The sequence below is a fragment of the Alicyclobacillus acidocaldarius subsp. acidocaldarius DSM 446 genome (assembly GCF_000024285.1).
Taxonomy (GTDB): domain Bacteria; phylum Bacillota; class Bacilli; order Alicyclobacillales; family Alicyclobacillaceae; genus Alicyclobacillus; species Alicyclobacillus acidocaldarius.
Genome location: NC_013205.1, coordinates 305527 through 331123, shown reverse-complemented (window position 1 = coordinate 331123; position 25597 = coordinate 305527). Strand labels below are relative to the sequence as shown.

Annotated in this window: 17 protein-coding genes and 2 pseudogenes; 5 read left to right on the top strand and 14 right to left on the bottom strand. The window is 60.4% G+C overall.

Translation table 11 applies throughout. The features are described from left to right. Positions 1 to 17 precede the first annotated feature (17 nt). Positions 18 to 2399: a heavy metal translocating P-type ATPase gene (locus tag AACI_RS01545; protein WP_012809718.1), complete on the bottom strand. Its 2382-nt coding sequence runs from the start codon at positions 2397 to 2399 to the stop codon at positions 18 to 20. 266 nt (positions 2400 to 2665) lie between these two features. Here AACI_RS01545 and AACI_RS16810 point away from each other — a divergent pair, with 266 nt between their 5' ends. Next, complete coding sequence (locus tag AACI_RS16810) at positions 2666 to 2836, top strand: hypothetical protein (protein ID WP_245530657.1); 171 nt, start codon at positions 2666 to 2668, stop codon at positions 2834 to 2836. A 3-nt stretch (positions 2837 to 2839) separates the two neighbouring features. Further along, positions 2840 to 3934 carry an MFS transporter gene (locus AACI_RS01540; protein WP_280959723.1) on the top strand — a complete coding sequence of 365 codons (1095 nt, stop codon included), beginning with the start codon at positions 2840 to 2842 and terminating at the stop codon, positions 3932 to 3934. Positions 3935 to 4024: 90 nt separating this feature from the next. On the opposite strand, the gene AACI_RS01535 is transcribed toward AACI_RS01540, so the two are convergent. The 4 genes from AACI_RS01535 to AACI_RS16710 form a co-directional block, all read right to left on the bottom strand. After that, entirely contained in the window at positions 4025 to 7696 is a 3672-nt protein-coding gene (locus tag AACI_RS01535; protein WP_012809717.1) for an AAA family ATPase, read from the bottom strand. Then, positions 7693 to 8970, bottom strand: a complete 1278-nt coding sequence (locus AACI_RS01530; protein WP_012809716.1) for an exonuclease SbcCD subunit D — start codon at positions 8968 to 8970, stop codon at positions 7693 to 7695. Before AACI_RS01530 ends, AACI_RS01535 begins: the two co-directional genes overlap by 4 nt. A 289-nt stretch (positions 8971 to 9259) precedes the next feature. Beyond that, positions 9260 to 9679 carry a PfkB family carbohydrate kinase gene (locus AACI_RS01525; RefSeq protein ID WP_049763284.1) on the bottom strand — a complete coding sequence of 140 codons (420 nt, stop codon included), beginning with the start codon at positions 9677 to 9679 and terminating at the stop codon, positions 9260 to 9262. Positions 9680 to 9713: 34 nt separating this feature from the next. Further along, a complete protein-coding gene (locus AACI_RS16710) occupies positions 9714 to 9872 on the bottom strand; it encodes a hypothetical protein (protein WP_218917097.1) in 159 nt (52 codons plus the stop codon). A gap of 21 nt (positions 9873 to 9893) precedes the next feature. On the opposite strand from AACI_RS16710, the gene AACI_RS01520 reads away from it, so the two are divergent. Continuing rightward, positions 9894 to 10631 carry a hypothetical protein gene (locus AACI_RS01520; RefSeq protein WP_012809715.1) on the top strand — a complete coding sequence of 246 codons (738 nt, stop codon included), beginning with the start codon at positions 9894 to 9896 and terminating at the stop codon, positions 10629 to 10631. Between the two features lie 265 nt (positions 10632 to 10896). Here AACI_RS01520 and AACI_RS01515 read toward each other — a convergent pair. The 9 genes and pseudogenes from AACI_RS01515 to AACI_RS01475 form a co-directional block, all read right to left on the bottom strand. Then, positions 10897 to 11838, bottom strand: a pseudogene (locus tag AACI_RS01515) (IS256 family transposase); the annotation flags it as partial. A gap of 68 nt (positions 11839 to 11906) precedes the next feature. Further along, entirely contained in the window at positions 11907 to 13706 is a 1800-nt protein-coding gene (locus AACI_RS01510; RefSeq protein WP_245530655.1) for an IS1634 family transposase, read from the bottom strand. A gap of 166 nt (positions 13707 to 13872) precedes the next feature. Next, positions 13873 to 14223: pseudogene (locus AACI_RS01505) on the bottom strand (transposase); the annotation flags it as partial. 205 nt (positions 14224 to 14428) lie between these two features. Beyond that, positions 14429 to 15940, bottom strand: a complete 1512-nt coding sequence (locus tag AACI_RS15560; RefSeq protein ID WP_012809713.1) for a glycosyltransferase family 4 protein — start codon at positions 15938 to 15940, stop codon at positions 14429 to 14431. 50 nt (positions 15941 to 15990) lie between these two features. Continuing rightward, positions 15991 to 17169, bottom strand: a complete 1179-nt coding sequence (locus tag AACI_RS01495) for an ABC transporter ATP-binding protein (RefSeq protein ID WP_012809712.1) — start codon at positions 17167 to 17169, stop codon at positions 15991 to 15993. A 3-nt stretch (positions 17170 to 17172) separates the two neighbouring features. Further along, positions 17173 to 17910, bottom strand: coding sequence for an ABC transporter permease (locus AACI_RS01490; protein ID WP_245530752.1), 738 nt, complete (start codon positions 17908 to 17910; stop codon positions 17173 to 17175). A gap of 10 nt (positions 17911 to 17920) precedes the next feature. After that, on the bottom strand, positions 17921 to 19057 hold the full coding sequence (locus AACI_RS15690) for a glycosyltransferase (protein ID WP_012809710.1): 1137 nt from the start codon (positions 19055 to 19057) through the stop codon (positions 17921 to 17923). After that, complete coding sequence (locus tag AACI_RS01480) at positions 19054 to 20178, bottom strand: glycosyltransferase family 4 protein (protein WP_012809709.1); 1125 nt, start codon at positions 20176 to 20178, stop codon at positions 19054 to 19056. The genes AACI_RS15690 and AACI_RS01480 overlap by 4 nt, the downstream gene beginning before the upstream one ends. Positions 20179 to 20194: 16 nt before the next feature. Next, positions 20195 to 21628: an undecaprenyl-phosphate glucose phosphotransferase gene (locus AACI_RS01475; protein ID WP_012809708.1), complete on the bottom strand. Its 1434-nt coding sequence runs from the start codon at positions 21626 to 21628 to the stop codon at positions 20195 to 20197. A 193-nt stretch (positions 21629 to 21821) separates the two neighbouring features. On the opposite strand from AACI_RS01475, the gene AACI_RS01470 reads away from it, so the two are divergent. Together AACI_RS01470 and AACI_RS01465 are read left to right on the top strand one after the other, a co-directional pair. Then, a complete protein-coding gene (locus tag AACI_RS01470) occupies positions 21822 to 24104 on the top strand; it encodes an O-antigen ligase family protein (RefSeq protein ID WP_012809707.1) in 2283 nt (760 codons plus the stop codon). 154 nt (positions 24105 to 24258) lie between these two features. Beyond that, positions 24259 to 24741, top strand: a complete 483-nt coding sequence (locus AACI_RS01465; RefSeq protein WP_012809706.1) for a hypothetical protein — start codon at positions 24259 to 24261, stop codon at positions 24739 to 24741. Positions 24742 to 25597 lie beyond the last annotated feature (856 nt).

Below are 25597 nucleotides of genomic sequence, written 5' to 3'. Positions count from 1 at the left end.
GCGCGCATCGATCCGAGTCACGCGGCGGAGGCGTTCGCGCCCATCCGCGTGCGCCGCAGGAGCAGGCTGTTCGACACCACGCTGACCGAGCTCAGGGCCATCGCGGCCCCCGCGATGATAGGGCTCAACACCCCGAGCGCGGCGAGCGGAATGCCGAGCACGTTGTACACGAGCGCCCAGAACAGGTTCTGCCGGATCTTGCGCATGGTCGCCTTGGCGAGGCGCAATGCGTCGACTACGGCCCACACATCGCCGCGCATCAGCGCCACATCCGCGACTTCCAGCGCCACATCGGCGCCCGTGCCCACCGCCATGCCCACGTCCGCTGCGGCGAGCGCCGGCGCGTCGTTGAGCCCGTCGCCGACCATGGCCACGACGCGCCCGGACTTCCGCAGCGCCTCCACCTTCGCCGCCTTGTCGCCCGGCAACACCTCGGCCATCACGTGCTCAATGCCGAGGCGCGCCGCCACTGCGCGCGCCGTCTCCTCCGCGTCGCCCGTCATCATCCACACGTCCATCCCCATCGCCCGAAGCGCATCCACCGCCGCGTGCGCATCCGGCTTCACCTCGTCGGCCATGGCGATGGCGCCAAGCAGCCGATTCTCCTGCGCCACCACCACGACGGTGCGGCCCGGCCCTGCGAGCTTGCGGCGCACCTTCTCCGGCAGGCCCGGCGCGGCGGAGGACACAAAGCTCGGGCTGCCCACGCGCACGCGCGCGCCCTCCACCACGCCCTCGATCCCGCGCCCCGGCACGGCCGCCACGTCCATCGCCGCCGGAACCTCCACGCCGCGCGCCTTCGCCGCCTCGACCACCGCGCGGCCAAGCGGGTGCTCGCTCTGCGCCTCAAGCGCCGCCGCCAGCCTCAGCACGTCCCCTTCGGCGACGCCCTCGGCTGCCCAGATCTCCGTCACGGCGGGCTTCCCCATCGTCAGCGTCCCCGTCTTGTCAAAGACGACGGTATCCACCCGGTGCGCCGTCTCCAGATGCTCCCCGCCCTTCACGAGGATGCCGCGCTCGGCGCCGAGCCCCGTGCCCACCATGATGGCCGTCGGCGTGGCGAGGCCGAGCGAGCACGGGCAGGCGATCACGAGCACCGCGATGGCCGCAAACAGCCCGTGCGACCAGTGCCCGAGCGCGCCCCAGACGAGGAACGTGACAAGGGCCACCCCGAGCACGGCCGGGACAAAGATGCCGGAAATGCGATCCGCCAGGCGCTGCACCGGCGCCTTCGATCCCTGCGCGCGCTCCACCAGCCGGATGACCTGCGCCAGCGCCGTGTCCCGGCCCACCTTCGTGACCCGCATCACGAAGGCGTTCGTCTGGTTCAGGGATGCGCCCACCACCTCGTCGCCAGGGCGCTTCGTCACAGGCAGCGGCTCGCCGGTCAGAAACGACTCGTCGACACTCGTCCATCCCTCCACCACGACGCCGTCCGCAGGCACCCGCTCTCCCGGCCTCACGCGGACGAGATCGCCCACAGCAAGCGCCTCGACCGGCACGTCCGTCTCCTCGCCGTCCCGCAGGACGTGCGCCACCTTCGCCCCGAGCTTCGCGAGCGACGAGATGGCCGCGCTCGATCTCGCCTTGGCCCGCGCCTCGAGCAGCTTGCCCATGAAGATGAGCGTCACGACCGTCGCCGAACTGTCAAAGTACACGTCCTGGCGCCCCTCCACCGTCAGGACGGCGCTGAACACGTACGCCACCGTGGTGCCGAGCGCCACGAGCACGTCCATGTTCGCGGCGCCACCGCGCAACGCGTGGTAGGCCCCCTTGTAAAAGCGCCAGCCGACGTAGAACTGGACGGGCGTGGCGAGAAGCCAGGCGAGCCAGTTCGGAAGAAACGCGCGCCCGCCCACCAGCATGACGAACATCTGCACCACAAGCGGCAGCGTGAGGAGGGCGGAGAGGAAGAACGTGGCGAGATCGCGCCGATACGCCCGCCGCTTGCGCGCCTCTTCCTCCGCTTCCACCTCGCTCGCGAGCGCCGCGCCGTAGCCCGCCTTCTCCACCGCGCGGATGATGTCCTCGACGTCGATCACGCCCGGCACGTACGCCACACGCGCCTTCTCCGACGCGAGGTTCACGTGCACCTCTTTCACCGCCTCAAGGCGCCCGACAACCTTCTCGATCCGCGCAGCGCACGCGGCACACGTCATCCCGGTGATACGCAGGTCCACTTCGCGCACCGGGACCGAGTAGCCGGTCTTTTCGATTCTCGAGACCACCTCGGTCCACGGCGTGTCGGGCGTCAGCACGACGCGGGCTCGCTCGGACGCGAGATTCACGTTCACCTGCTGCACACCCGGCAGCTTCGCCAGATTCTTCTCGATCCGCGCCGCACAGGCGGCGCACGTCATGCCCTCAATCGGCAGCGTCAATTCGCGGGTTTCTGACATGTCCTCACCCCCCTTGACGGATCGCCGCGAGCCTGAGTAAGGCCGTTGGTTTCTCATGATTTAACCCTACCCCTGTAGGGTATCAGGAGTCAAGTGGACCTGAGCCAGCGAGGTCTCAAGATTGGGCAGGTTTCCCGTCCAGTTCCGGGTGAACCCCGTCACCGCGTTTCACGCCGTCCCGCACGGTTGCGCCGCGTGTAAACAAGCGTTAACTTTAGAATCGGCCCATGGCACGGGCCGATACGTCGCACGCTGGAGCTCCGATCATGCTTTCGCGCCGTTTCACGCAGTCCTTACCCAAAGAGACGTACGCGTTTCTCGTCGCGCGCCTGTTCAACGCGATGGGCAGCGCTTTCATCTGGCCGCTCACGACCATCTACGTGCACAACGTGCTCCACGGCAACTACGCGGCCGCCGGCTGGGTGTTGTTCGGCTAGTCGCTGGCGGGCGGCCTTGGACAATTTGCCGGCGGCGCCGTTTACCATCGGCTCGGTCCGATGCGGCTCATCGTCGGATCGCTGCTCTTGACCGCGCTCGCGCAGTGGAGCCTCATGTTGGCGCATTCGCTTCCGCCCTACGCCGTGGCCATCGCGGCGAACAGCTTCCTCATCTCCGCCACCCAGCCCGCGCTGAACGCGTTTGTGGGCAACCGGTGGAAGTCGGTCAGCGCGCGGCTCTTCAACACCATGTACGTGATGAACAACATCGGAATCGCCGTGGGCACGGCGCTCGCGGGCGTGATCGCGTCCATCTCGTTTTTGCTCACCTTTTTCCTGAACGGTCTCCTCACGCTGTCGTTTGCGGCGTTCATGTGGCGGTTTCTGCGCAGGCTTGGGCCTGAGTCCGAGGATGCGCCCGTCGACGCCATGCCGCAGGTTGGCGCGTCGGCGTGGCAACTCTTCCGAAACTACCAGGTCTATGCACTTCTTGGGGCAGGCATGCTGGCCCTGAGTCTCGCGCTCGCCGCCTGGAATTCCGGCGTGGCGCCCTATCTCAACCAAACCGGACACCGCCCAGACGCGTACAGCGTGCTCTGGACGGTGAACGGCCTTCTCATCCTCGTCGGCCAGCCCGTGACCGGATGGCTCAAGCGCCGCGTGACCCAGGCGCCCACCGCCCAGCTCGTCGCGAGCAGCGTGCTGTACGCCGTCGCGTTCGCCGGCATGGCCATCGCGCATCGGGCGTATCCCGCGCTCGTGGCCGGCATGGTGGTGGCGACGTTCGGGGAAATGCTCAACGCCCCCACGGTGCCCGAGCTCGTGACCCGGATGACCGGGCCACACGCGGCGTTTTACCTCGGACTCATCGGCGCCATTGGCAATGTGGGGAGCCTCTTGGGGCCTGTCGTGTTCGGCCACCTGTTCGATCTCGCCGGCATCTCGCCCATCCTCTGGGTGGCGACGGGAGCCTGTGCCGCGGCCACGGTGGCCTTTGCGGGGCATGCGAGGGTGGTCAGGCGACTTGGCGGCACGCAAGGGGTGACGAACGGCATGCACACGTCACCCGCCGATGAAGGGACGCAGTTCACGAAGTGACCCGGGGCGTGGGCCGCTTGGCCTGTCTCCGTCAGCCATGCGCGACGGCGTGCGGGCCTCACGTGCGTTCCGCCCCGACGCCCCCCTCCTTTACGCCCGCTCCAGCCGCACGCGCGTCCCGCGCCCACCGGGCTCCGCAGGCTCGACCACCAGCCTGCGCGGAACGCGCTCGCGAAGCTCCGGCACGTGGCTGATGAGCCCAATGGCCATGCGCTCGAGGCGGAGCCGTTCGAGCGAGGACATGACCACGTCAAGCAGTTCTGGGTCCAGGGTGCCGAAGCCCTCGTCCAGGAAGAAAAACTCGAGCGGATGCTGGCCGCGCAGCTGGATGTGCGCGGAGAGCGACAGCGCGAGCGACAGCGAGGTCACAAACGTCTCCCCGCCCGACAGCGTCCCCACGGGGCGCTCGACGCCGCCAAGGTGATCGTCGCGAATCACGAAATCGCCGGTCGGCGTCAGCACGAGGCGATACCGGCCGTGGGTCAGCGAAGCCAGCCGATCCGACGCCTGTCGCGCCACATCGGCCATTTCCTCGCGCCCCACGAACTGCACAAACGCGTTGGCCCGGAGGACATCGCTCAGCGTCTTCAGCCTGCGCGCCGCTTCGCGCGCTTGCTCGAGCTTCGCGCTCACCTCCGCGAAGCGGGCGCGCCGGGCTTCGAGATCGGCCAACTGTTGCCTGCACGCCCCGACGTGCTGTTGCGCCTCGCCATGCGCCGCCTCGGCGGCCTGCGCACGCGCCCGGGCAGCAGCAAGCTCTGCCTCGTCCACGCGCCTGCCCGCGAGCTGCCGCGCGAGATCGTCCAATCGCTGCTTCACCGCCTGCACCGCGTCCCGATAGGCGGCGATCTCGTCCTCCGCGGCAACCACCTCTCGCTCGCCGAGCAGCGCGTCCCGCACGTCGCCCGGTGTGGCGAAGTCCGACTCCGCCAGCGCTGCCTCAAGCGCCTCCCGCGCGCGCCCTTCGGTCCGACGCGCCTCCTGAAGCGCCGCTTCAGCCTGTGTCGCGGCCGTCCGGGCCTTGTCGCGCTCCGCTTCGGCCTCCTGCCGCGCGCGCAGGGCCTCCGCCAGCGCACGGCGAAGGTCTTCGAGCGCAGTTTCAACTTCCACGCGGACTTCCGCCACCGGCCGTCCGCCCGTCATGTCGTCGAGCCGAGCCTTATCACTATCCGCTCCCGCGCGAAGCTGCGCCTCCCGAATCTCCGCCTCGTGGACCTGGCGCTCGGCCTCGAGCTTCTGCTGCACCGCCTCTTGCAGGCGGGCGTTCACCTGGGCCAGATCCGCGGTCAAGCTCGTCCGCCGCGCATCCGCCTCCCCCGCCCTTCGGTCGTCTTCCTCCAGGCGGCGGAGCCGATCCTGCACCGCCTGCGCGAGCGCGTCGCCCTCGAGCCCGTCGCCAAGCGACACCACCTCGGCGGCCCGGCGCAGCAACTCCGCCGAGTCCCGCGCCTTCTCCTCGGCCGAACTCGCGCTCGCGCCCTGCCGCGCCCACTCGGCCCTCGCCGCCTTCAGGCGCTCCTCCGCGGCCAAGACGTCCCCGGCCGCCCGCTGCAGGCGCTCCGTGAGCGCCGCCGATTGATCCGCCAGCTCCTTCGCCCGGGCTTCCCACGCCGCCCACGCCTCTTCTCCCGCCGCGATCTCGTCCGCCGCGCGCCGGACATGAGGCTTCCAACCTTCCGCCGACTCGGGCATATCGGCGCCTGTCGCCCCCGGCGCCTCGGGCCACAGTTCCGCGAGCGCCGACAGCCGACGCGCGCGTTCGTCCGCCGCACGGCTCGCTTCGTGCGCGGCGGCTTCCGCCTTCGCGAACGCCACCTGGTACTGTTGCTCCGCTTCGCGAAGGATGCCTTCCGCCTCGCGCCACGCGGCCTCCGCTTCGGCAAGGGCGAGATCGTCGGCTTCCGTCCACACCTCGCCCTCGTCCAGCGCGGCCACCGCCGGGCTCGGGTGATGCGTGGAGCCACACACCGGACACGGCTGCCCTTCCACGAGTTCGCGCGCCAGTGCCGAGATGAGCGCGCCATGCCGCGCGGCCCACCGCCGATCGCGCTCGGCCCGCAGCCGCTCCATGGCCTCCCGAGCCGCCTCGGCCGCGTTCGCGCGCGCGTTCCGCATCTCCTCCGCCTGCGCCCGCGCGCGCACCGCCGACTCCAGCCGATTTCGGGCCGCGGCGACGGCCTGTTCTGCTTGCTCGAGCTCGCGCACGCGCTCCTCCGCGCGCAGAAGCCACGCGCGAAGGCTCGCGAACGAATCGCGCGACACCGCGGGCTTAGACCCTTCGTGCGCCGCCTTGGCGGCCTCGAGCGACTCCGCCTCAGCGCGTAGGGCCGATCTCGCAGATTCCGCGCCGCGGTACGCCTGTTCCGCGTCCTCGACGTCCGCCCGCCGCTCCGCCAGAAGCCCTGCCTCCCGCTCCCGCGCAAGCGCCGCAGCCTGCCAGGCGTCGTGCGCGCGCCGGAGGTGGTCCAGGGCGGATCGCACCTCGGGAGGCACGTGGTGCGCCCGAAACGCGCGCTCGGCCTCCTCGAGGCCATCCCGAAGCGCCTGCGCCCCCGCCTCCAGTTTTGCGCACGCCTCCTGCGCGGCCACCAAGCGCGCCCGTTGCGCTCGGAGTTCTGCCTCTGCCTCGCGGAGTGCTCGCGCCTTGTCCACCCAGGCGCGCTCGAGCCCCTCCGCCTCGCGAAGCCGGGCCTGTTGCGCGAGAAGCGAGGGCTCCTCGGCCTCACGCCGAGCCGCGGCCTCCCGCTCCGCCCGCGCGGCCTCTTCCGCCCGCGCCTCGGCCTCACGAAGCGCCTCGCCCGCAGCCGCCGCGCGCCCCTCGGCCCGCGCGACCGCTTCCCGAGCCTCCTCCCAGCTCGTGACAAGCGGCATCAGGGCCGCCGCGCGGCGATGGCGCGAAAGCCGCTCCTCCAGTCGCGCCATCTCCTCCGCCCGATCGCGCAGCCGATCCGCCTCAGCCTCCGCCTGCCTGCGCTCGGCATCGAGTTCGGCCACGCGCTCGAGTTCCCGCAGATGCGCCTCCGCATGGCGTCGCTCCGCTTCCGCCGCCTGAAGCGCCGACGTGGCCTCCGCAAGCGCGGCCCGCGCCCGCTCCAGCGCCTCCTCGGACGCGTCCCCCACCTCGGCAAGGGCAGCCTCCAGCTGGCCGACCTCCTGATTGGCCTCGGTCAACCGCTTCGACACCTTTTCGGACAGCTTCTTGCCGTACCGCTCGAGGCCGAACAACCGCTCCAACATCTTGCCGCGGTCCGCGCCGGAAAGATGCAGGAATTCGGCGAACTGCCCCTGTGGCAGGACCACGGCGCGGGTGAAGTCTTCTTCCTTGAGCCCCAGGATGCCCTCGATGGCGGCGTCCACCTCCCGCGTTCCCTCCGCCACCATGACGAGGCCCGGCGAATCGCCGTCCGGGTTCTCGATTTCGAGCAGCCGACACGCGGTCGTCGTGACGGAGAGCGGGTTGTTTCCCCGCTTGAACGCACGCTCCACGCGATACCGCCGGCGCCTCGCCCCCGCGCCAATCTCGAACTCAAACACAATCTCCATCCGCGCCTCGAGCGGATTCACGGTCCCCTGCGCGTTGCGAGATGCCCGCGTCGCGCTCCCGAAGAGCGCCAGCGTGATGGCGTCGAGGATGGTCGACTTTCCGCTCCCCGTCGGCCCAAAGATGCCGAAGAGGCCGTGCTCGGTCAGCGCCTGAAAGTCGATCTCCTGCCGCTCCCGGTAGCTTCGAAGCCCTTGGATGATGAGCCGAACCGGCCTCATGCGCCCACCTCCTCGCCCGCTTCCGCAGATTCAGCCGTGCCCTCGGCCTCGTCCGTCTCCACGTCCTGCACAAGCCCGAGGAACAGTCGCACCAATGCATCGTCCGGCGGCAACCCGACCTTTTCTTCGAAGAAGCGGCGAAAAAGCGCTTCGGGCGAGATCGGTCTCGACACCTGCGCGTCCAAGGATTCGGCGGCCTCCTGCATCGGCAGGACGGGCCGGATGTGGACGATGTGAGGCGCCGCTCCGCGCAGGTCCTGGATGTCGCGCAGCGCCATCTCGGTGTCGACGCGCACCTCGAGATCGATCCACGCATCCGCATCCCGCCCCTCGTCGAGCCACGCGTGCACCTCGGCGAGGCTCGACGCACGCCATCGCACGAGCGGGCGCCCGCAGGAGAGCGGGATCTCCCACCACCGCGCGCGCTGCCCCGGCTCGACGTCCACGAGCGTTACCGATTTCTGTTGCCCCGCCTCGGAAAAGCTGTACGCGATGGGCGATCCGGCGTAGCGGATGGGCACCCCGCCCGGCCCCTCCATCTCCTGCGGGCGGTGGAGATGACCGAGCGCCACGTACTGCGCGGTCGCGGGGAAGGCGGACGCATCAACCGCGTACGCGCCGCCCACCTGGATCTGGATCTCTGAATCCGTTTCGATGCCGCCTGCCACGTAGACGTGGCTTGCGAGCAGGTTGACGGTGTCGGGGCGGAAGTGGCGGGCGAGAACGGCAAACCAGCCGGCGAGGCGGTCGCTGTAGCTTCGCCGCATCTCGCGCTCCTCGAGGGATTCGGAGAGGACCTCGCCGAGCCGCGACTCGGAGGGGTAGGGCACCGCGGCAATTCGCGCCCTGTGCGGACACGACGGGACGGCCAGTTCCACGGCGCCCACACCGCCCCACGGCCGCCACGCGCCATCTCGGCGCGCCTCCGTCGGCCGGATCTCGTCCTTCGGCAGGCCGACGAGCACGATGCCAAGAGGATCCGCCAGCCAGCGCGGCGCGCGGATGCGGTCAGCGTGATCATGATTGCCGGCGATGATCACGACGCCGCGGCGCCCGCCGGCGGCCAGCCTGTGGAGCGCATGGTAGAACATTTCCTCCGCCTCTGCGCTCGGGTTGACGGTCTGGTAGACGTCGCCTGCCATGAGGACGAGATCGACCGATTCGGCGTCGCAGATGGCGGCGAGTTCCTCGATGAACTTCCACTGTTCGGGCGCGCGATCCCGCCCTTCAAGCGTCTTGCCGAAGTGCCAATCGGCAGTGTGGAGGATGCGCATGAGGAGACCTTCTTTCCGAACGAAGTGCGGCCCTGCACAGCCGTTGCAAACAAACGTTCGATTCGACGGCGAACATCGAATTTCCTGCTGGACCCGTCAAACGCCTTCGCCCTCGGGCCGAGATCGCAAAAACGCCTCCACCTCACTGCGCCCCGGGATGCTGTCGGCCGCACCCATCCGTGCACGCAGAGGGAAGCGGCAGCCGTGGCGTAGCGAAGCGCCTCGCGGACGTTCTCGTCGGGAATCTCGCGCCCCGTCACCCAGGCGGCCTCCACCTCGTTCATCACGCTCACTTCGCCAACGCGAAGCACCTCAGCCGGCAACGCCGACGGTGCGCCACGTTCCACACGGTGGGCCACCCGCGCAGGTGTGCCGCGCGAATGGCGACCATCACGGCCTCGCGCGGAATCTCGTTCTGCACCATCACAGCCGTCTCCCGCGGCGTCTCCAAGGTGAGCACCGCGCGCTCCACCCTCACTGGTTCGAGGAACGCATTGGCGTCCGGGACCACCACGATGCGGTTTTGCCCGCTTATCTCGAGGAAGATGAGCGCCTTGCCGCTCGGCCCCGGCACCTCCGCCACGCCCGAGACGTCGACGCCTGCACGGGCCAGCGAATCCTTGAGCATCGGCGCAAATGCGTCCGTCCCCACGGCCCCGATCATGCGCGCGCACGCCCTGCCGGGCGGCGGCAACGGCCTGATTCGCACCCTTGCCTCCTGCCTGATGGCGCGCCGATTCCGCCTACACCGCCGCGCCAGGCCGCGGCATCTCCTGCACGCGCACGACGAGGTCCACGTTGATGCTGCCGATCACGACCGCGTCCACCCGCCCACCTCCGCTTTCAAGGCGATTTTGAGGTTTGTGTCCTAGTTTCGATGGATACAGAGGAACATCTTTCACGTGAGCATAGGGGGTATGTCGATGAAAAGCGCACGTTGGACCCGCAGTCTCGCCGCGATCGCCACGGCTGGCACCGTCCTGGCCGCAGCCAGCCCCATCGCGCTTGCCGCGCCGCGCGGGCTGCACCCAGGTCACCCGACCGCGATAAGCCGCGGACAGCATGAGAACATCTCGCTCTCGCTCGTGAAGTCAAACGCGGCCATCGTGGAAGCGCTCTACCATCAGTACGAGTCTCTCGTCCAAAACGCAAGCAGCTCGGCCACGCAGCCGCCCGCAGTGACGCAGCTCATCTCGGAGCTCCAATCGGACCTGACGTCGCTGCAAAACGCGACGAGCAACCAGGCGGCTCGGCAGGCCATGAACCAGATCTTGAAACAGGTCGCGGCAGCTGAGGCTGCGCTGCGAGACTCGCACGCCCTCTCGGCGCTCGAGCAACAGATCGCAAAGGCGTACAGCCAATTCTCTCAGGAGCTGAATCAAGTCACCTCTGCCACGAATCCGCCGGCCGGACAGCTGCGGCGACTGTGGAATCTCGAAAATCTGCTCATCTCGAAGCTGCGCCAGGCGATTCTGGAACTGGGCGCCACACCGACCGCACCCACTCCGGGTCAGGGCGCGACGGGATCGACCACAAGCTCCGCGTCGGGCTCGAGCAGCAGTTCCAACACGACGAGCTCGGGCAACACCACAGGCGCATCCACGGGCAACGCGACGAGCAACTCCACCAATGCGACATCTTCGACGTCGACCTCATCCTAAGGTGAAGCGCCGGGCGGGACAAGCGGATGCCGTCGGGCGCTTTGAACTACACGCGAGGTCCAAGTGTAGGAGAAACTAGGGTGTGTCAAGCGTTCTGTGTAAACTCCATTTTGAAGAGATTACTTTCGTTCCTGTAGCGAGTACCAGGATGTCGTACCTATGTGAGGCTGTCAAGGTACGTTTCCCAGCCTTGACAGCCGATGTTAGGCTGCCTTCCTGGCCGGACGTGGCATGCCACACACCGTGGGCATGCCCCCTAACGTCGTCACGGAATGTAGGGCGTCACGCGATCTCCGAAGTAGATGGCCAATTGCCCCAGAATGGTGCCCCAGTTGGCCACCCGCATCGTCCATTTTCTCGTCAACTCCATCGTCGCCAGGTACAGCATCTTCAGCAAAGCTTCGTCGTTTGGAAACATGCTCTTCCCTTTCGTCGCTTTTCGCAGCTGCCGGTGGTAGCCTTCGATGATGTTCGTTGTATACATGATTCGCCGCATTTCCACAGGGTACCGATAGAACGTCGCGAGTTCCGTCCAGTTGTCTCGCCACGACTTCACACACAGGGGATAGCGCGCTCCCCATCCCCGTTCAAACTGGTCAAGCTCCATCAAGGCCGCCTCTTCCGTGGGTGCCTGATAGATGGGCTTGAGTGCTGCCGCGACCGCCTTGAAATCCTTATAGGACACATACCGCAGCGAATTTCGAATTTGGTGGACGATGCATTTTTGGACATCGGATTGCGGGAAACAGGCGGCGATGGCTTCGCTGAATCCCTTCAGGTTGTCAGTCGAAAAGACGAGCACATCCTGCACGCCGCGCGCCTTCAGGTCATTCAACACGCCGAGCCAGAACTTCGAGGACTCACTCTGCCCTATCCAGATGCCCAGCACATCTTTCTGACCCTCGATGTCGATGCCAATGACCATGTACGCCGCCTTGCTTACCAAGCGGCCTTCTTCGCGCACCTTGTAGTGAATGGCGTCGAGGAAGACGACGGTATAGAGGGGGTGCAATGGACGATTCTGCCACTCCTGAATCCGCGGCAAGAGGCGATCGGTGAGGTTCGACACCAGCGTGGGCGACATATCCACGCCGTAGATCTGCTGGAGGTGGTCCTGGATATCCCTTGTGCTGAAACCGCGAGCATACAGCTCAAGTTTGACAGTACCCTTGATATGACGCGGATTGTAGGGGCAAGTTTGTACCACACGCACGTTAGCCCCGCGTCGCTGCGGGGCTCGTTGGAGTGCTATTCGTCTTGTGACATCTTGTGCCGTTACTCGTCCGGCGTCATGGATGGGACTTTCGTCACCGACAAGGTCTTGTTTGGCGTCGGAATGCCCAGGCTCGTGAGGATGGCCTTCGCCTGGTCCGTCGCTTTGGTCACACTGACGAACTCCTTGTCCAAGAATGTGGCGCGCACCGCTTTCCAGCGTCTCAGCTCCCGTACGATGGCTTCGCCGGTGTACCACCGCGACTCGAGTTCGGCTAGCACCTTGGCCTGCTCTTCAACGCATGCAAGGCTTTCCGCCACTGCCTTGTCGTGGGCCCATTGGCGGCGATAGAGCACTTGCATCTCCTGCTCGAAGAGGTAGGCCAGCACGCAGACGAAGATGTGCCCGCGAACCCGCTGCTCATTCCAGTGATAGATCGGCCCGACATCCAGGAAGTTTTTGATTTGGTGAAACGCACGTTCGATCCCCATCAACGTCTTGTACGATTGGGCCACGTCGGCTGCAGGCAAATCCGTATTGGTTCGAATCAGGAACTTTCCGTCGCGCAGTGCTTCCTTGGTGATTGCGTCCTCATCGCGCCGATACGTCAGGATGCCGTCCTTGTAATCGACCTGAAAAAACGCTTCAACCCCTTTTCTGGTCAACAGGTCCGCCACCTTGAGCATGACGCCTTTGTCGGTCGGCTTTCGGCCGCGCTTCGGTTTCGCCAAGCTCTCCGCCAAAGCTTTCAGACCCGTTTCAGCCTCCTCCAGCGCGCTCTCCCGAAACGCGGCATCCTGACGCGCTTTCTCCGGGTTGTAGCAAAGGATGTATCGGACGCCTTCGGCCTTTTCGACGTCGTCCACGCTTGCGGCGGGCACCTCGAGGTAGCGCAGGTTGTCTTTCAGTTCGTGGTAGGCGTTGACGTCTGCAAACTGTTCCAGCAACGCGTCGCTCACGATGCGCCCGCGCTTGTGGAACCCGACAATGTACGGGAATCCCGCCTCCGCCATCAGGGCCATGTTCTTTTCCGTGACCATGCCGCGGTCACCCACGAACACGCACTGCTCGACCGCAAAGTCTTCCTTCAGACGTTTCAAGATGTCCGGCACGGTTTGCTTGTCGGACACGTTGCCCGCGAACACTTCGTGCGTGATGGGAATGCCTTCAGGGGTCACCAGGAGCCCAAGCTCCACCTGCTCGAGGTCGGGGCGATGCGTTCGCGAATACCCATGCTCTCCTAAGGGACAGGCGTGCCCGTGGAGATGAGTGCTGGTCAAGTCGTACAGAACCAACGAGAGCCTGAAGTTCAGCAAGTCTGTCAGTCGCGCGTACAACACGCGTTCCAGTTGAGGCTTGATGTCGACAAGATAGTCGAGCGCTCGATAGAAGTGCTGAAGCTGCCACGGCTCCCCGCCCCAGTCGGGAAGATAGAGATCGTCCAGCGTGTGAAAGAGGCGAAGCTTACTCGAGGGATCGACGAGCCGATGAATGACCATGGCTTGGACGTACCGCGCGACATCAAAGGTGACCTCGCGGGCACGCAGGGCGTCACGAATGGCCTCGGTGAGCCCGAGTTGGTTCCACAAAAATTGCACCACATACGGAACGCCGAAATGGAGTACCTGCTGGGCCTCGAAGTCCTCGAGCGAACCGGTGGTGCGATGTTGTAGGAGAGACTCGAGGGTCCGGATAATCTGTTCGATTTCGCGCTCAGAATATTGACTGATGTTGCCTAGGCTTGCGACACGCCGCTTCTTGACCGTCCGACCTTCACGGTAGGACTCAACGATGTGGAGATACTTGTAGGTCTTACCGTCGGGCTTCTTTGTGGATACAATTTGCGCGAACAAGAGGATCACCGCCGCGAGAATTTATATCCACAACGATAAAGCATACATACCAATATAGCAACGATTATGTACAAAAAGTTTGACCTACATTTTCGCAAACAAATCGCCCCTAAACGGCGAAAAAACCGCGCTGTAGCGCGGTTCGGACCTTCGGATGAGGCGTCTTACTGTCAAACTTGAGATACAGCGCAATGACCTGTTCTTCGATACTTGGCATGCGCTTTTGACGCTTTTGCACAATCAAAGGCTCAAACTCGCCTTTCCGGTCTCGAGGAAGCGCGATATCGATATCGCCGAGTTCGGACTGCACCGTCCGCTTGGCGCCGTGGCCATTTCGGGCGTTATCCGTGTCTTTGTGCTTCGCGTCGTATTTGGCATACCCCAGGTGCGTGTTCAATTCGGCTTCGAGCATCTCTTGGATGGTGCTCGCGAAAAGATCCTTGAGCATGCTTTGGACGTCGTGAATATCCTTCAACTTGCCATCTCGAATGAGTTGACGGATTTGCTCCTTGGATAGAAGTTCCATGTCGATTCACTCCCCTTGTAGACTCCCACTCCTGGGCTCGGGGAGTTTACACAGTTCATTTTACACTCTCAGAAACTATTACCATCCAATCATAACCCGCAAGGGCAGCACTCCCGTGAGAGCAGCCCCTACAACCATTCACCTTTCAACTGGTGCACCGATATCACGTTCCGCGCGTCTCCCTGCAACCCCATGGGTCTACCAGCTACAGCACTGAGTCGACCCGGTAATTCTCCGCCATCAGCGTTGAGGCTGTACGCCCACCCAAACTAAGCGACTTTTCAATTACCCTCATCCACTTGTCCCGAACAGTCGATTCGGCGTACTGTTCCAACACATATTTGGATTCTCGTTCGATCCGCTCTCGTACTGATTCTGGAGCCAGCGCCACAGCCCCCATTTCCGAGGCCAACCATTCTGCATCATACGGACTGACGAGGATCCCGGCTCGCCCTACAACCTCCGGTAGAGAAGAAACATTCGAAACAATAGTGGGACACCCACACGACAAAGCCTCAACAGGCGGTATACCAAAACCTTCGTAATAAGACGGAAACACATGAGCCAATGCGTTGCTTAAAAGAACCCTGAGTTCATCGTTCGTTGTATCCTCGAGATGAATGACGGCACCTTTCTCGATCAATTTCGCCATATGCGTACGCTCTTGGTCATACATCCAACCAAATCTTCCTGCAATGATGAGCTTATACTCTCTAAACCGCTCTTGATTTACCAAAGAGTCAAAGGCTAGCAGAAGCGTTTTGACATTTTTCTTCGGCTCGATCGTCCCGTGATATATAAAATATTTGAACGGCGTAATCTGCGGTAATCGGCGATCGCGCTTGCGACAATGCCTGTGAAACTCCGACAACCTTCGCTCGACAATACGCTGCAGAGGAATCGATGATAAATCACGATAATATCGTCGAGACGTCGCGCATGGGATGATTTCAATTTTGGACTGCGTATTTGGATATAAACGCACCAGATCGCCGGCAGCACACTTTGACACCGTGACAATGGCCTGCGAATTCCTCAGCGTCAACTCGAGTTGTGCCTTGAAGATCTCAGCATGCTCAATAGGCACAAAATCCGGACGAACCAATGGTATGAGGTCATGCACGCGAGTGATCCGTCTTCCGACAAATTCGATGGGTGACACGTTAAAGGTAAGAACCACATCCCATTTTCTAGCATCCAATCGAAGAGGTCGGCCCCATCTTTTCAGCGTTGCGTTGCCAATTGCGTGAGACAAGCCAGATATCACAAACTGCGTCTGGCGTACATTCTCGAGTTCCTTTGGCGCCAGTGTCTTCTCAAAAAAGAACCGCCATATCAAGTCATAATAAACGTCACTGTCGATCGGATGGGTACGGTAAGTCCTCGTTGTTAAAAGTGCCCACCTAACGACACGCGACAGGTCGCCCAGCATCATACCTCGTTTTCCAGACAACATGTGCTCCATCGTTGCGAAGACGTTATCGGGAACTCGATGCCCTGCGATTTCGTGAGCGAGTCGCATCAAATCGGGGCGAGACATCATCAGAAGATGCCGCACGACCGATTCGTTGCCCAAGGGACGCTGAGCATAAATGAGTCCCGTGAGCGATATGTCGGCAGTCGACGCCAGGCCAGCATACGTCGTTCTCATGTCTGTCGAAATACCGGCGAACCCATGTCGTCCTTCATAGATATCCGCGAGCAACGAAATCGTCAACGAAACCACTCCTCGAATGAACTAAAAATCTACCACCTGTTGCCTCACCGTTAGGCCGTTTGAACCGAGACTTGCAGTTGCAGACTTTCCTCTTGCGAAGAATGAGGGATCCACAAACGAGTTGCAGGTGCACGCAATATGTGATCATTTACCTGTAACACGAGTTCAATCATATACTCCCCAGGGTACAACGCTCGATCAAGAGTAGCATGCAACTCAAGAACTGAATGCCCCTTAGGCAATGCGATCTTTTCGTTGCACCTAGGCCGAAGTTCTTGTGGGTCGCCAAGACGCCGAATCACGACGCTCGCCTCACAGCAGACCTCATGCGCGGCCGACGCCTCGTAGACGACCCGAATCCCGCCGTCGTTCGGAAGAACTTCGGCATTTTCTCGAATGCCGACACGTAATCCCAAACCCAAGTCCTTCAGTTCATCGCCGGGTTGCAAAGGTGGTTGTTCCACTCGGTCAAACGACATGCCCGTTCCCCTACGCTCTCCTAGGATTTCGTCTAGATAATGTGGGATACATTCCTCCGGCCGCCCTTCCATTCGAACGCGCGAGTTATGTAACCAGACCACGTGATCGCACAATTGTTCCACGACTCCCGTGTCGTGTGTGACAATGACGATCGTCTTTCCCTCTCTTCTCAACCTGCGGACACGTTCAAGGCATTTCTCCTGAAAAGCAGCGTCTCCCACCGCTAATACTTCGTCCACGAGCAAAATTTCCGGATCCACCGCGACCGCGACAGAGAAGGCGAGCCTCATGTACATACCCGACGAGTAGCTTCGAACGGGCTCATTCAGAAAATCACCTAACTCAGAGAACTCGACGATCTCGGCCAGCTTCTTGTCCACCTCGCGCTTTGACAATCCCAGTATGGCTGCATTCATATAGATGTTCTCTAACCCCGTAAACTCCGGATGAAAGCCTGCACCAAGCTCCAGTAAGCTAGAAACCCGTCCGTGAACACGAATTTCCCCTTTATCTGGATATATAATGCGAGATATCAGTTTTAAGAGCGTACTCTTACCTGAACCGTTCATGCCAATGAGTCCAACGGTGGCTCCTTTGGGAATTCGCACGGACACGTCTTTGAGCGCGATAAAATCTCGATACTTGCTCTTCCCCATGTAGAACAATTTTTCTTTTAACGTCTGATTTTTCCCAATATGGACACGAAACGACTTGGTGACATTGCATACCTCAATAGCACTTGTGGCCATGCGTCACACCTCCTCCGCAAACCGGCGACTGAGCTTATAGAAAATAGCCCATCCGATCCAAAGAATGCAGACACCGCTAACAACACAATATATCAACATTTTCCAATGAGGGATTTCGCGGTAATAAAAGATCTCCTGTAAGACAAGGATCGCTGCCGCTATCGGATCTACTTTAAACAAAGCTGAAAGGAAGTGGGGAACAGAGTTGATCGAATATACGACAGGTGTTCCGTAAAACCAAAGCATCAGCACGATGTTCAAGATGTGTTCGGTATCCCTCATGTATACATTGATAGCAGAGAATATTAGAGAGAGTCCCAATGCCATGAAAAAAATAGCCACGATTGCAACAGGTGCGAATAACCAACTCCAAGTCGGCCAGAAACCGGTAATCAGCAAGATAGGAATGAGAATAGCAAGCGACAGAACATAATTGACAAGTGCTGTGCCGGCCATAGAAGCAGGTAGAATTTCTCTAGGAAAGTAGATTTTCTTGACTAAGGATGCCTTATTGACAATCACACCGCAAGAACTCTGCAGTGCTCCTGTGAACATGTTCCATGCCAGCAGCCCGATAAAAAGAAATACAGGATAGTCTCTAATATTAGAGCGCAAGATCACTTTGAAGACGAGGCTGTACACCGCGAGTTGCAAGAGCGGATTCACGAAAGTCCATAGAAAACCTAAGACTGACCCCTTATACCGCGCACGAAGCTCCGACCGTACAAGACTTGTAAGCATGGGTCGGTATTCAATGATCTCGCGCATCCGCTGCACGCCCAACACGCGACTCACCTTTCTTGTTCGCCACCAAATCGTCAACAAGCCTGGCGACGGCGTTTCGAAAACTATCCTCGGTTTGAATGAGGTACTTCTCGTAGACATCCGAATTGAAGGATTCCCTTTCAAATCGGTCGACGGCCATTTTAACATCGTCTAGGTTTTGCCTTTTAATCCAGGGGAGCACACCAGGATCGCCTGCGTAGTCCAAAACGCCCCCTTGTGCAAGTCCGATCACGGGCGTCCCAACTGCTCTGGCTTCCCCAATCACGATACCAAAATCCTCGTGTGCTGGAAACAACAAAGCCTTCGCCCGCCTCAACAGATCCCATTTTTCATCTTCTGTGACCTTCCCTGCGAACTCTACGTTGAGCGGAGCTGAACGGCGAAGGCGATTCATCTCTGGTCCATCTCCTGCCACAATCAATCTTGCAGACGGCAGGTGGCGAAAAGCGTCCACAAGCAAGTCCACCCGCTTATACTCGACTAAACGACCCAGATACAAATAGAAATCTGCTCTCTCTGGATCGCCGTTTTCGCCTTCAGGAGCTGAAATAGGCGGATGGATCACAACGGCGTCTCTACGATAGTAATGCCGGATTCGTTTCTGGACTTCAGAAGAATTCGCAATGAAGAAATCAACTCTTTGAGCAGCTATAAAATCCCATGTTCTCAACCATGAAAGGATGGCTCCGACGGTAGCCCGTTTGAGCGTTCCGCGAACGCCTCTCAGGTACTGATGATAGTGACTCCACGCGTATCGCATCGGCGTATGACAATAACAGATATGAATACTATTCGATCCAGCAACGACGCCTTTGGCACATGCGTGTGAACTCGAGATGATGACATCATACCCCGTCAAATCGAACATTTCGAAGGCAAATGGTAGGAACGGCAACAATGACCGATAGCGCTTGACTGACAACGGTATCTTCTGCAAAAAACTTGTGCGCACACGTTCCTTCGGAAACACATTGGCGAGAGCACGTTCGCTATAGACAGACGTATAGATTGGCGCATCTGGGAACAACTTCGCAAGTTCAAACAAAACTCGTTCTGATCCCGCGAAATCAACTAGCCAGTCGTGGACCAATGCCACCTTCACGTCTGGGCACCAACCACGTTCAAGATGACGTTGAGCGTTTTCTGAGCAGTTTCATCCCATGAGAACTTTCGAGCCCGGGCCAACGCTTGCTCAGACAAGCGCTCCCTTAAGTCACCATCAACCCAAAGCAAGGACATTCCCTCCCTTATACACTCCTCACGCGTGGCGTCCACCAAGATCGCGGCCCGCCCAACAACTTCTGGGAGAGAACTGTTGTTTGCCGTTAATACCGGCTTACCAACCGCCATGGCCTCAAGTGGCGGCATGCCAAAACCCTCGTATAACGGTACATACACAAAAAACCTACACCCTTTGTATAATGCCATCAGCTCAACATCAGACACGTAGCCAACATAGATGACTCCCTCATCTTGCAAAGCCGATTGCGTTTGCTCCGAAGCCCACCCCAATGTACCAGCCACAACCAACTTCATATCTGGATGAGCTTTTCGAGCCAATCGAAACGCCCGAACAACACGCTCCAAATTTTTTCTTGGTTCCACGGTACCCACGGCCAAAATGTACGATCCCATCTCAAGTCCGAACCTATGCGAAAGAATTATTCCCGTATCTAATTCCTGCCGGAAGCGCTTCGGCATGCCTAGCGGCGTGACAACCACACGATCTTCGGCGACTCGAAGATATTTGACGACATCCAATTTTGTGTTGACAGATGGCACTAGGATCTTCTGTGATTTTCGCGCGTAAAGAGGCAGCCCGAACGCATTGTGATAATACGTCTTTCTCATCATCGTATCGGGTAGCACTTTGTACACCATATCGTGAATCGTAAGTACAGTCGGTACATGGCACAAAAGAGGCAAACAAAAATTCGGCCCCCAAAACACATCAATGCCATCACGGGCCACAAGTACAGGAAGTGCAGTCTGCGCCCATAATTCTCCTGGCGAAAGCCGACGCACACGCTTCCGATATAGGAGTCTGGTGTTCGCAAACGCACTCGGGAGTTCAAAGGGCTTGGATGCGTACAGATAAAGCTCGACGAAATCAATCTCGGCTCGAGCCCATTCGTCGAGAATTTCCCACAAATAATAACCAATCCCGGTCTTATCTCCGACAAGCGGCCTGCAGTCCACGCCAATTCGCACCGTGCGGTTCAAACGACTTCCAGTGCTCTCAATACGCATTCTCATTCACAAACCCATGTTTGATAGTCTTCCACACAATCTTGAGATCAAGCCAGAATGACCAGTTTTCGATGTACTCAATGTCAAATCGAATCCGTTCAGCAATCGAAGTATCTCCGCGCCATCCATGCACCTGCGCCCACCCGGTGATACCTGGTCTCACGCGGTGCTTGACCATGTAACGCGGCACCTCTTCTCGGAATCGCTCGACGAAGACGGGGCGCTCCGGGCGCGGCCCAATGACGCTCATGTCTCCCTTCAGCACGTTCCAGAACTGAGGGAGCTCGTCCAAACTCGTGCGACGTAGGAACGCTCCCACGCGAGTCCGCCGCGGATCGCCTTTCACCGTCCAACCAGCGCTCCGCAGGTCCGCCTCTTCCGCGCAATCCCGCTCCGCACGGTCCGCCCCGGGATCCCAGTACATCGTTCGGAACTTGTACATCTTAAATGTCCGTCGATTTTTGCCCACTCGCTCCTGCACGTACAGCACTGGCCCTGGCGACGAAAGCTTCACCGCAATCGCAATGGCCACCAACAGCGGCGACAGACCAATCAGGACCCCCAGACTGAACACGATGTCGAACGCGCGCTTCAGGAAGGCGTTCACCGCATCGTCCAGCGGCACATGGCGCGTGTCAATCAGCGGCACATCTCCAAAGGTTTCAAAACGGGGCCTGGCCGGCAGGAGATCGAAGTAATCCGGCAAGATCAGCGACTGGACCCCTACAGCTTCGCAGGCGGAAATCACTTCGGCGAGATCGCCCACTCGATCCCGCGGTGCCGCGATGACCACCTGATCGACGAGGTGCTCCTCAAGCACGCAACGAATGTCGTCAACCGCCCCGATGCATGGCACTGTCGCGCGCGACGCATCATCACCTTCGTAACGGAGATAGCCTATGACACGGTAACCGAACCACGGCTGGGCCTCCAGGGCCTCGAGGAAGCGACGCGTCGCTGCACTCCAGCCCACGATGAGGAGAAATCGCTGATTCAACCCTCGGCGGCGCAGGCTGCGCAGCACGGAGCGCACGACGATCCGCTCTCCCACCATGAGCCCGAAGTTGATGCCAGTAAAGAGCGCGATGACGTCTCGCGAAAACTCCTGCATCTTCGCGAAATAGAGGGCAGCCATGAGGACAATTGTCCCGAGGATGACGCCCTTCGCTACGCTGTACGCCTCGTAGAACAAGCTCTTCGCGCGCATCGGTTCGTAGAGCCGCGCTACACCGTTTGCAAGCACGAATACGATCACGGCGATGAGAAGCGGCCCTCGATAATAGAGGAGTGGGAGATGGCCGGCGTGCGGAATCCACCCAGAATCAAACTTGAGCCACCATGCGAGTAGAAAACTCACGACGACGATGGCCGCGTCGGTAGCGATGAAGATTCGCCGGAACAGCTCCTGATAAGTGCGAAACATAGGACCACCCGCGATGCGGCGTGAACTACCAAGGAAAGTATAGCGCATCATTGGCAAGCGAGGGAAGCCTATTTCGACATGTTTTGACACCACCCTTACGTCGATGGGCGTTCTTCCCCAACTTGCAAACCTACCGTTCGGGTCCATGCTACAATAGTTTTGTTGTCATCTTTTGTCGAACAGGAGGTCCGTCGTGACGCACGAGTTCGTTGCAAAAGTTCGCTGGGGTTGTGTCGCACTGATCGCTGTGGGCATCGCGTGTCTCCCCTTCTTGTCGAATGGGGTCTTCTTCCCAGAAGGCCAGTTCATCGCTGACCTCATCCTGTCGCTGCTCCTTGCCGCCACAGCGGCTAGCGCTGCGCTTGTCCCACGGGTGCGCACTTGGCTGTTCGAGGGGGAAGCGCTTCGCTACGGCGATCTCGCGATGGCACTCCTTGTTCTCCTCTACGCCGTTTCTCTCTTCTACCCTGCTGACACCGCATTGGCTGTACCCGGCGTCTTTGATTACGTCGGCATGCTGTTTGTGTTTTTTGCGCTTCGGCTTGCAGCCCTGCGCAAGATTTTCGGTCCCGGCATGGCGCTCGGATTTGCGCTGGCCTCGCTCCCCGTCAACGTCATTGGGCTCGCCAATGGATGGGGACAACTCAAATATCCCTACGCCACCGAGTTGAACCCAAGCGGGCAAGTCCAAATTGCGTCCGTGTTCCAGTATCACAACGCGTATGGAGCGTTTGCTGCCAGCGTGGCCATCGGGCTCATCGTCTGGAGCGCGAGATCGCTGAGGGCGTTTGTGTGGCGCATCGCGGCACTGGCCGTTGCCGGGCTGAACGTGACCGGCCTCCTCGCGAGCGGGTCTCGGGGGGCTCTCGCGATCTGGGCCGTGGCGATGCTCCTCACCGCATTCGGTATGCAAGACGATGAGTGTCTGGCCAAGCACGCGCGCAATCGCTTCTTGGGAGGAGCTTATGTTGCTGTTGCGGGCGGCGTGATCGGCGAAGTCTTTGTGCATCACGCCATTTCGCATCATGCGCCTGTGGATGGTTGGGTAGGGATCGTGTTATCCTTAGCACTTCCCGCTGCTCTCGGATGCATGTGGTGGGTGTTGAGAGGCAGGCTTGCCGCAATCCCACCGCGTCGAGCGCTCGGGCTGCTGATTGCGGTTGGGATTTTGGCTGGCACCGTAGGTGCCTTGCTGAAGCACCGCGCCATCGCGCAGAAGCTCGCTTCCTACCAAGTGCATCAGCTCAGCGTGTCACAGAGATTTATTTTCTGGCGTGACGGCCTGCGCATCCTCGCTCGGAACCCCATAACCGGCAACGGATACGGCGCCTGGCAAGCGATGTACATGCGCGTGCAGTCCTACACGTACTACAGTACTCAGTCGCATTCATTCGTCATCGATACTTTGTTGAACGTCGGGATTGTCGGCTTCATCGCGCTTGTCGCACTTGTGGTTCCTATGTTTCGCCAGTTGATATGGCCGCGAGTGCAAGACATTCACATGAATGCCATCGACTGGGCCCTCGTTGCCGCGGGCTGGATGGCGTTCTGCCACAGCCTGATGGACTGGGATATGGCCTTCTTGTACCCCCTTATGCTTTTCTTCACGGGCGCCGGAGTCGCAGCCGCGATGACGAAGCCTTTGCGCGTGCGCATTCCTGGTGGCCGAACGATAGCCTCGGGCATCGGAGGGGCTGCTGCGATCGCCACAGCCGTCGAGTGCAGCTTGGGCCTGGTGTCGCTTCACGACGCAAAAGTCGCGAGCAATTCGCCACCCTCTAGCGCCGTGTCCTGGTATCTGAAGGCCTACGCCTACGCCCCCTACAATGAGAACGATCTCGCCAATGCCGCCACGGCGTTGCTCGAAAGCGCGAATACACCGCCGAATCGCGTGACTGCTGCGGCATGGTTGCAGAAGGCCGAACAGCAGGCGCCTTACTCCCCGACGCTTGCTGCGAATTACGCACCGCTGGCGTACCAATTGGGCAATTATCAGGACGCGTATGTGCAGGCGCAGATTGCGGAACAGAACGCGCCCTACTGGCCGTCGAACATGTCGCTCGCGATCTCGGCTGGAGTTGTGGATGCCTTGCATGAAGCGCCTGCAAGTCCCACGGCGGCGAAATCCGTCCTCATCCGCGTTGTTCAGTTGTACGGCGAGGCAAAAGAGATTCAGGCCCACATGGCGTCGCTGCCATCATACTTACCACCTGAGGTTCCTTATCAGTTGAACGAGTTTAGTGTAGTGTCTGTAGCTGCAGCGGATTATTTGCTCGGCCACAATCGAGAGGCCATTGCGTTAGCTCATGGAGCATTGTCGAGCCCAGACCGCCATACGCGAGAGGTTGCTCAGATTGTCGTGCTGGCGGCCAGCCATCGGAACCGGGAACTCGCTCAATTTGTGAAGAAGCATCCCGATGTGCAATCGTCTTACGACCTCCTCATGGGAGCCGAGGCAGCTCTAAGCACTCCATAACGCCAAGTCGATGAGGGGCCGCTGCGGGCTCCTCTTCTGCCTGATTATATAACTGTTTCTTCCGAATCTTCCCGCCCAACAATCATCTAGCGAATCGCGTGCGATTGTCGTAGAGTAGGGACAGTGGAATATCGGCAGAGCGGGAGGATCTCACATGACCATTTCGACTGTTACGGCCACGGGCATGTCCTACAATCTGCCCTCTGAAACGAATGGCGGATCGCCCATCATCCTGTCAGGCCAACAATTTCAGCAGGAGTTACAAGCTATCCAAACCGCGTTAGAGCAACTGCAGTCCGTCGATCGCTCGCCATCTGTCATCCAACCCGTTGACGCGCCACCAACCAACTTGCCCACGCCCTATCAGGCGTATTGGACAGCTTCGCAGTACTTGGCCTTGAACCAAGATGGACTCTGCGAAACGCAACAGCAGGAAATTCATCAGGACCTGGTGATTGCCGGAGAGGATCAGACGCTTATCACAGGAGAGCTCGCTGCACTGCTGGGCAACGGCGTGCAGAATGGGCAAACTGCTTTAGTTGGTTACGCTGGGCACGCGTATTACGTGACCAATCGGGACGGTCAGATTTATGCGGGATTAGTGCCGGATCCTGTTTCTCCTAGTGCTAACGCATAACTTCCACGGAACGCTACTTTCCCACAGCATGCTCGGACAGGCTGAATTCGAGCACTACGCATTCGCCGTAGGCATGACCTCCACGGCCCGTCGTCGTCGTGCGCTAATTGTCTGCTCGCGTTCTCCTAAGTGTAGTTTTCTGGTTTTTGTGTCCAACACGTAGGGAACCCATAAACCAGATGCCTTGGGGCAACCGAGGACCTTGGTGACGGAGCATGGCTAGATCCAGAGATTCCGGACGGTGGCCCGCCTCCTCGAGTCCAGTTTACCGTGCGACATGGACATCTCTCGAGTCCTTGGTATAGAGAACCTCCAGTCTCACATGGATACCGACTTGCTCTCGTGGGATACGACAATATCCGCCGCAAGGGGTTCGAAACCGTACAACGTCAAGCCACTGAGACCTCATGCCTATCCAAGCATTTTCGGCGACGGTGTTCAAAAGCGTGTTTGGAATTCGAGCATTATTGGAATAGGCGAGGAAAGGTTCTGGATTACGCAACTATCGAGGTAAGAGGTGTGGCGGAAATCAAGATCTTCGCTGACTTCTGCTTTCTCGCTCTCGCCTCGCGGCGGCGGTTACCGGCTCTGCCGGCGTATCGAGCAGGCCTCCACGGGTAAGAACGGTCGCTTTCGCCCCATGTACCTGCCCAATTTACTCCTGCATCCCTTGGCTGTATGGGGTTTTGTCGCCCGAATGCAGCGGCCTCACCTTGGGTTCGTGGTCCTCAGGTCGGGGCTTTGCCTCCGGCTTCCTTCAGATTCCACCTCGCGATGGACACCCTTGCCTTTGGCTAGCGGTTGGTAACAGCCAACCCCACAGGCAACTTTCACTGCCTAGCTACCGCCCATGCCA